We start from the raw sequence: 6,118 nt of genomic DNA on the forward strand, positions 1-6,118 counted from the left end.
GGCCTTGCGCGAGCCGCGCGTTACGAGTCGGCGTCAAATCCGTTCGAAGATGGCCGCAATGCCCTGGCCGCCGCCGATGCACATCGTGACGAGCGCGTAGCGGCCGCCGATACGCTGCAGTTCATAAAGCGCCTTCACGGTGATGAGCGCACCGGTCGCACCGATCGGATGGCCGAGCGAGATACCCGAGCCGTTCGGATTGACCCTGGCCGGGTCGAGCCCGAGCTCCTGCGACACCGCGCAGGCCTGCGCCGCGAAGGCTTCGTTGGCTTCGATCACGTCGAGGTCGCTGACCTTGAGACCCGCGCGCTCGAGCGCCTTCTGCGTGGCCGGCACGGGGCCGATGCCCATGTACGCCGGATCGACGCCCGCATGCGCGTACGAGACGAGGCGCGCGAGCGGCTTCACGCCGCGTGCGCGGGCAGCGTCCGCGCTCATCAGCAGCACCGCGGCAGCGGCGTCGTTGATGCCCGACGCGTTGCCTGCCGTGACCGTGCCGTTCTCCTTCGCGAACACGGGCTTGAGCTTCGAGAAGTCCTCGAGCGTCGCGCCGTGGCGCACGTGCTCATCGGCGTCGAACAGCACTTCGCCCTTCTTCGACTTGATCGAGACGGGCAGGATCTGATCCTTGAAGCGGCCTCCGGCGAACGCGCGCTCGGCGCGGCGATGCGACTCGAGCGCAAGCGCGTCCTGCGCCTCGCGCGTGATGCCGAACTTCTTCGCAACGTTTTCCGCCGTCACGCCCATGTGGATCGTCTGGAACGGGTCGTGCAGTGCGCCGATCATCATGTCGACGAGCTGCGTGTCACCCATGCGCTGGCCGAAACGCGCGGCCGGCATCGAGTACGGCGCGCGGCTCATGTTTTCCGCGCCGCCACCGATCGCGATGTCGGCGTCGCCGAGCAGAATGGTTTGCGCCGCCGAAACGATCGCCTGCAGGCCCGAGCCGCACAGGCGGTTCACGGTCAAGGCCGGCGCGTGCTGGGCAACGCCGCCGTTGATGGCGGCCACGCGCGCGAGGTACATGTCCTTCGGTTCGGTGTGCACGACGTTGCCGAACACCACGTGACCCACCGCGTCGCCTTCCACGTTCGCGCGAGAGAGCACTTCGCGCACCACGCGGGCGCCGAGATCCGTCGGCGAGAAGTCCTTCAGGCTGCCGCCGAAGTCGCCGATTGCCGTGCGCACACCGCTTGCCACCACTACTTCGCGTTCCATGGTCTTGCTCCTCGTCTTCCTGAAGGGATGAATCTTGTTATTGATGCGCTTCGCTTGCGGGCTACCCGGCAAGCAAGCGCTCGACGTCCTCGCGATACGGGATCGGCGCAACTGCGCCAAAACCCAGCGTCGAAAGCGCGGCGGCCGCGTTCGCGTAGCGCGCGGCCGCGAACGGATCGTCGCCGGCTGCGAGCCGCGCGACGAACGCGCCGCCGAAGCAGTCGCCCGCGCCCGTGGCGTCCACCGCCGCGACCACATGGCCCGGCACGACGCGCCGCTCGTCGGGCGTCGCCACATAGGCGCCGTCCTTGCCCAGCTTCAACGCGACCACGCGAGCACCGCGCGCGAGCAGGTAGTCGAGGATCGCGTCGCGGTCGTCGAGGCCCGTGAGCACGGCCACGTCGTCCCAGCTGGGCAGGCAGATATCGGTAAGCCGCAGCACCTCGTTCATCACGGCGCGCGCTCGCGCGAGCGGCCACAGCTTCAGGCGCAAGTTGGTGTCGAAGCTCACGCGCACGCCGTTGGCGCGCGCATGCTCGACGGCGGCGAGCGCCGCGTCGCAGGCGCTGTCGCTGATCGCCACGCTGATGCCGGAAAGATGCAGCACGCGCGCAGCCGCGATGATGTCGAGCGGCAGATCGCGCGGCGTGTAACGGCTCGCGGCCGAGCCCTTGCGCAGATAGTCGAAGGCATGACCGGCCGGGCCGTGCGAGACGAAGTAGACGCCCGTAGGCGCCGTGGCGTCCACCCGCACCGTCGAGGTATCGACGCCTTCGCGCGTCCACAGGTCGGTCAGGAGGCGTCCGAAATGATCGTCGCCAACGGCCGAGACGAAGCCCGTGCGGGCGCCCTGGCGAGCCGCCGCGATGGCGAAGTTCGAGGTGTCGCCGCCAAAGCCCTGCAAATACTCGGGACGGTCCTTCGACGCCTGGTTGAACTCGACCATGGCCTCGCCATACGCGAGCACTTGCGCGGCGACGCTCGTCATGCCGGTCAGACCTCGCCCCAGAGATCGTGGCCATCCGCGCCGGTGATCTTCACCGACACGAAATCGCCGACCTTGTAGCGCTTCGACGCCTTGGTCGCCGGCGCGACATACACCACACCGTCGATCTCGGGCGCATCCGCCGCGGTGCGGCCAATGCCGCCGTCGGCGTTGATCTCGTCGATCAGCACCTTGAGGGTCTTGCCCACCTTGCGCTGGATCCGTTTGGCCGAGACCTCCTCCGCCACTTCCATGAAGCGCGCGCGGCGCTCCTCACGCACTTCGTCGGGCAGCGCGCCGTCGAGTTCGTTTGCCGTTGCGCCTTCGACCGGCGAATAGGCGAAGCAGCCCACGCGGTCGAGTTCGGCCTCGCGGATGAAGTCGAGCAGCGTTTCGAACTGCTCTTCGGTCTCGCCGGGGAAGCCGGCGATGAACGTGCTGCGGATCGTGAGATCGGGGCACACTTCGCGCCAGGCCTTCACGCGCTCCATGACCTTCTCCGCGTTCGCGGGACGCTTCATGCGCTTGAGCACTTCGGGGTGCGCGTGCTGGAACGGCACATCGAGATACGGCAGCACGTGGCCCTTGAGCGGACCTTCGGCCATCATCGGAATGACTTCATCCACGCTCGGATACGGGTAGACGTAGTGCAGGCGCACCCAGGCGCCATATTGCGCGGCCAGCTCGCCCAGCGCGGCGACGAGGTCGGTCATGCGCGTCTTGATCGGCTTGCCGTTCCAGAAGCCGGTGCGGTACTTCACGTCCACGCCGTAGGCGCTCGTGTCCTGGGAGATGACGAGCAGCTCCTTCACGCCGGATTTGAAGAGGTTTTCCGCTTCGAGCATGACCTCGGCGACCGGGCGCGACACGAGGTCGCCGCGCATCGACGGGATGATGCAGAACGTGCAGCGGTGGTTGCAGCCTTCGGAGATCTTCAGGTACGCGTAGTGGCGCGGCGTGAGCTTGATGCCGGCCGCCGGCACGAGGTCGACGAACGGGTCGTGCGGCTTGGGCAAGTGGCTGTGCACGGCCTGCATGACTTCACCCACGGCGTGCGGGCCGGTCACGGCGAGCACCTTCGGATGCACTTCCTCGATCAGGTTCGAGCCGCTCGCGCTCGCCTTCTTGCCGAGACAGCCGGTGACGATCACCTTGCCGTTCTCGGAAAGCGCTTCGCCGATGGCGTCGAGACTCTCCTGCACGGCTTCGTCGATGAAGCCGCAGGTGTTGACGACCACGAGATCCGCACCGTCGTAAGACCCCGAGATTTCGTAACCCTCGGCGCGCAGCTGGGTAATGATCTGCTCGGAGTCGACAAGCGCCTTCGGGCAGCCGAGGGAAACCATCCCGACGCGCGGAGCAGGATTGCGGGAGGTCGTTGATTCAACAGGGTTTTTCACGTGTACGTCCGGATGTGGGGCGCAGGGCGAAAGTAGCGCCGCGCGGGGGTCAAGCCAATCTGCCATTTTACCCGTTTGGCGTATCGTGCGGCGCAGCATGGTGAGTGCGCGCCTCGTGTCGCCGGGGTCGGATGGAATATGGACAGAATCAAACTTTGTTCAGCTATCGCTCGCCTGCGAACGGCGCATCCGGATAATTTTCGCCGCGTGCGCACGACGCACGGTCAAACGCAGCCTGAACCGGTTGTGCGGAAAGAGCGAAAACATGAACGAGAAAATGGACCCGTTTCAGGCTGAACGGCTGGACTCGGTGCGCGGGTCGAACGCGCGCCGGGGCGCCTCGAGCGGTGCGTTGCGCGTCACCGGCCGCAAGCCCACCGCCGCCGCGCTCGCACGTGCGAGCGCCGGCCTCTCGCAGAGCGCGTTCGCGGCACTGCTTGGCGTTTCCACGCGCACGCTGCAGGACTGGGAGCAAGGCCGGCGCCAGCCGACCGGCGCCGCGCAAGCCCTTTTGCGGGTGGCCGTGGCGCACCCTGAAGCCTTGCGCGATCTGCAAAGCGCCTGAGAACACATGAGGACGGCGGCATTGCGCCCGCTGCCTCGCGAAGTGTGGCGCTCGCGCGGCAACGCACCGGCACGGCGCGCCGGATATGCGAGAGCGTGCCGCGACTTGCCGGCGCGCGCCACCCGCCGTGTGCGCCGCGCCGCTTACTTCTTCTCTTCCTCGCCGCCTTCGGGCGCGCCCTGGGCCGGCGCCGCCGCGCCGCCCGGCGTCGCGGGCTTGAACGGGAAACTGCTGAACATGTTCTTCGCCTGGTTCTGCATCTGCTCCTGCATCTGCACGAACATGTTCTTCGACTGCTCGATGTAGCTCGTCATCATGCCCTGCATCATCGGCGCCTGCATGTTCATGAACTGCGACCAGACCTCGGGGTTCATCGCGTTGCCTTCGTAGAGGCTCTTCGACTGGTCCGCGAGCTTGTTCTGGATGTCGATGAACGCCTGGATGTTCTTTTCCAGGTAAGTGCCCATCATGCCCTGCATCGCATGACCGTAGAAACGGATGATCTGCGACAGCATCGACGACGAGAACATCGGCAGACCGCCGCTTTCCTCTTCGAGAATGATCTGCAGCAAGATGCTGCGCGTCAGATCCTCGTTGGTCTTCGCGTCGATGACCTTGAACTCCTCCTGCTCCAGCACGAGTTGCTTCACGTCCGTCAACGTGATGTACGTGCTCGTCTCCGTGTCGTACAGCCGACGATTCGGATATTTCTTGATGAGACGTTCGGCGGTTTTCTTTGTAGTCGTCATGTGTCGCCCTTGTTAGCGCCAACGCGCGACGGCCATTGCCGTCGCGCGTTGGTCTAGCCCGGAAACGGCCTGCCCCGGTGAGCAAACAGGCCCGCTGCCGTCCTCGATCCCAGCTTCGCGCGTCCCCTGCAGGCGCGCTGCGCTCGGGATCAGCCCATGTGCAACCCGCCATTCAGCGAGAAGTCAGCACCGGTTGCAAAGCCTGACTCGTCGGACGCGAGCCACGCCACGATCGACGCGATTTCCTCGGGCGCGCCGAGACGGCGCACGGGAATCGTCGCGACGATCTTTTCCAGCACATCGGGACGGATGGACTTCACCATGTCCGTGCCAATATAGCCCGGCGAAACGGTGTTGACCGTCACGCCCTTGGTCGCCACTTCCTGGGCCAGCGCCATCGTGAAGCCGTGAATGCCGGCCTTGGCCGTGGAATAGTTGGTCTGCCCGAACTGGCCCTTCTGGCCGTTCACCGACGAGATATTGATGATGCGGCCCCAGCCGCGCTCGACCATGCCGTCGATCACCTGCTTCGTGACGTTGAAGAGGCTCGTGAGATTGGTGTCGATCACGGCCGTCCAGTCTTCGCGCGTCATCTTGCGGAAGACGACGTCGCGCGTAATGCCGGCGTTGTTCACGAGCACGTCGATTTCACCGACCTCGGCCTTGACCTTGTCGAACGCCTGGCGCGTCGAATCCCAGTCGCCCACGTTGCCTTCCGAGGCCACGAAATCGAAACCGAGCGCCTTCTGATCTTCCAGCCACTTCACGCGGCGCGGCGAATGCGGGCCGCAGCCGGCGACCACCTTGAAACCCTGCCTGGCGAGGCGCTGGCAAATGCCCGTGCCAATGCCACCCATCCCGCCCGTTACATACGCAATACGCTCTGACATAAACCACACTCCATTATCGTTTTCCGGCTGCGCCGTTCGCGGTTATTGGTCGCCCCGCTGGTCACAAGCGCCGCAGCGGACCACTCGCGGTCCGCTCCGGCAATGACCTCAAGCGCGCTCGAGCGCGAGCGCCACGCCCATGCCGCCGCCGATGCACAGCGAGGCGAGACCCCGCTTCGCATCGCGGCGCTGCATTTCGTGCAGCAGCGTCACGAGAATCCGGCAGCCCGACGCGCCGATCGGGTGACCGATCGCAATCGCCCCGCCGTTCACGTTGATCTTCGACGTGTCCCAGCCCATCTGCTTGTTCA

At 65.9% G+C, this 6,118-nt stretch carries 6 protein-coding genes and 1 pseudogene; 1 reads left to right on the forward strand and 6 read right to left on the reverse strand.

From position 1 onward, the window contains the following. Positions 1 to 33: 33 nt before the first annotated feature. The 3 genes from bktB to rimO form a co-directional block, all read right to left on the reverse strand. The gene (bktB, locus tag AB4Y44_RS35360) at positions 34 to 1,218 is read right to left on the reverse strand and encodes a beta-ketothiolase BktB (RefSeq protein WP_368702110.1); all 1,185 of its coding nucleotides are present in this window, start codon (positions 1,216 to 1,218) and stop codon (positions 34 to 36) included. Between the two features lie 61 nt (positions 1,219 to 1,279). After that, a complete protein-coding gene (locus tag AB4Y44_RS35365; RefSeq protein WP_342923886.1) occupies positions 1,280 to 2,206 on the reverse strand; it encodes a sugar kinase in 927 nt (308 codons plus the stop codon). Positions 2,207 to 2,211: 5 nt separating this feature from the next. Further along, positions 2,212 to 3,549, reverse strand: a complete 1,338-nt coding sequence (gene rimO / locus AB4Y44_RS35370) for a 30S ribosomal protein S12 methylthiotransferase RimO (RefSeq protein ID WP_368702111.1) — start codon at positions 3,547 to 3,549, stop codon at positions 2,212 to 2,214. 319 nt (positions 3,550 to 3,868) lie between these two features. Here rimO and AB4Y44_RS35375 point away from each other — a divergent pair, with 319 nt between their 5' ends. After that, positions 3,869 to 4,168 carry a helix-turn-helix domain-containing protein gene (locus AB4Y44_RS35375; RefSeq protein ID WP_342923884.1) on the forward strand — a complete coding sequence of 100 codons (300 nt, stop codon included), beginning with the start codon at positions 3,869 to 3,871 and terminating at the stop codon, positions 4,166 to 4,168. A gap of 143 nt (positions 4,169 to 4,311) precedes the next feature. Here AB4Y44_RS35375 and phaR read toward each other — a convergent pair whose 3' ends face one another. The 3 genes and pseudogenes from phaR to AB4Y44_RS35390 all read right to left on the reverse strand — a co-directional run. Beyond that, positions 4,312 to 4,917, reverse strand: a complete 606-nt coding sequence (phaR, locus tag AB4Y44_RS35380; RefSeq protein WP_342923883.1) for a polyhydroxyalkanoate synthesis repressor PhaR — start codon at positions 4,915 to 4,917, stop codon at positions 4,312 to 4,314. A 149-nt stretch (positions 4,918 to 5,066) separates the two neighbouring features. Next, a complete protein-coding gene (locus tag AB4Y44_RS35385; protein WP_342923882.1) occupies positions 5,067 to 5,807 on the reverse strand; it encodes a 3-ketoacyl-ACP reductase in 741 nt (246 codons plus the stop codon). 108 nt (positions 5,808 to 5,915) lie between these two features. After that, positions 5,916 to 6,118: pseudogene (locus tag AB4Y44_RS35390) on the reverse strand (acetyl-CoA C-acetyltransferase); the annotation flags it as partial.

This window comes from Paraburkholderia sp. BR10937, assembly GCF_040965695.1.
Classification (GTDB): Bacteria; Pseudomonadota; Gammaproteobacteria; order Burkholderiales; family Burkholderiaceae; genus Paraburkholderia.